Annotated in this window: 1 protein-coding gene and 1 other annotated feature; the gene reads right to left on the bottom strand. The window is 65.1% G+C overall.

The window, feature by feature from the left end; all coding sequences use genetic code 11:
• Positions 1 to 31: 31 nt before the first annotated feature.
• Positions 32 to 1293, bottom strand: a protein-coding gene (locus tag SBI80_RS28130; protein ID WP_318978435.1) for an IS3 family transposase whose coding sequence is annotated in 2 segments (ribosomal slippage) — positions 32 to 990 and positions 990 to 1293 — 1263 coding nt in all. Because the reading frame shifts where the segments join, the coding sequence is not laid out codon by codon here.
• Positions 863 to 994, bottom strand: a sequence feature (AL1L pseudoknot). Its footprint overlaps the gene before it by 132 nt.
• Positions 1294 to 1347: the final 54 nt, after the last annotated feature.

Here is a 1347-nt window from a genome sequence, read left to right as displayed (position 1 = left end):
TGAAACGCCCTGGTTCTGTCGGAGGCTCGAGCTATTGGATTTCGACCAGGGTTTGGTCGGTCCGCTGTGCATCGTAGAATGCGGCTTCGAACTCGGTCGGAGGGACGTCGCTGAGGTAGCCGTGAAGGCGGGCGGTGTTGTGCCAGTACACCCATCCCAGGGTCGCCAACTCGACGTCTTCGACGGTCTTCCACGGGCCGGTGCGGGCCGGCCCGTAGATCAGCTCGGCCTTGTAGTAGCCGTTCACCGTCTCCGCGAGGGCGTTATCATAGCTGTCCCCGATCGAACCGATCGACGGGGCTGCGCCGATCTCGGCGAGTCGTTCGCCGTAGCGGATAGATGTGAATTGCGATCCGGCATCCGAGTGACATGTCAAGCCCGGCAACGTGTTTCCGCGTGACCAGCGCGCCATCTCCAACGCATCAAGGACCATGGTGGTCCGCATGTGGGATGCGACGCGCCAGCCAACGATCATCCGGGAGTAGGCGTCGACGATGAAGCAGACATACGCCACCCCGGCCCAGGTCGGCACGAACGTCAGATCCGTAACCCACAATTGGTTCGGGGCGCTCGCGGTGAACTTCCGATTGACCAAATCCGGGTGCCGTTCGGCGCTGTGGTCGGGTTTGGTGGTTCGCACCCGTTTGCCGCGCCGTGCGCCTTCGATCCCGGCCGCCCGCATCAGCCGGGCCACCTGGTCGCGGCCGACGTCGTGGCCGGCCCGACGTGCCGTCTTCCACAGCTTGCGAACCCCGTAGACCCGGTAGTTGTCCTCCCAGAGCGCCACCAGGGCCGGACCCAGGACAGCGTCACGGCAGGCCCGCTGCGACGGAGCGCGCGACTTGGCCGCGTAGTAGGTGCTCGGGGCCACCGTCACCCCTGCGGTGTGCAGGACGGTGATGATGGGCTCGACCCCGAACTCCTCGCGGTTGTCGTCGATGAAGGTGACTATCTCTTGTGTTGGCGGTCGAGCTCCGCCCCGAAGAAACTGGCTGCTCGCTTCAGAATCCCATTGGCGCGCTTGAGTTCTCGTATCTCTTGCTCGAGTTCTTTGACCCGCTGAGACTCCGCGGTGGATACCCCTGGCGCATACCCGTCGTCGATGTCGGCCTGGCGCACCCAGGAGCGCACCGACTCGACCCCGTAGCCGAGCTGACGGGCTACCCGCGACACCGTGCCCTGCTCGGTGCCCAGCTCGGCACGCAGGGCGCGGACCATCCGTACCGCAGCGGCCTTCTCCTCGGGGCTGTATCGACGCGCCGTGGGTTTCCCCGGCGACTGTTCCTTCGGCATACCTGCATCCTCGTTTCCAAGGTCAGGAGCCTCCGGGATTTCCAGGGCGTTTCA

The sequence above is a fragment of the Mycolicibacterium sichuanense genome, from assembly GCF_033741125.1.
Lineage (GTDB): Bacteria > Actinomycetota > Actinomycetes > Mycobacteriales > Mycobacteriaceae > Mycobacterium.
The sequence above is the reverse complement of the archived record's forward strand: the minus strand, read 5'-3'. Positions and strand labels throughout refer to the sequence as shown.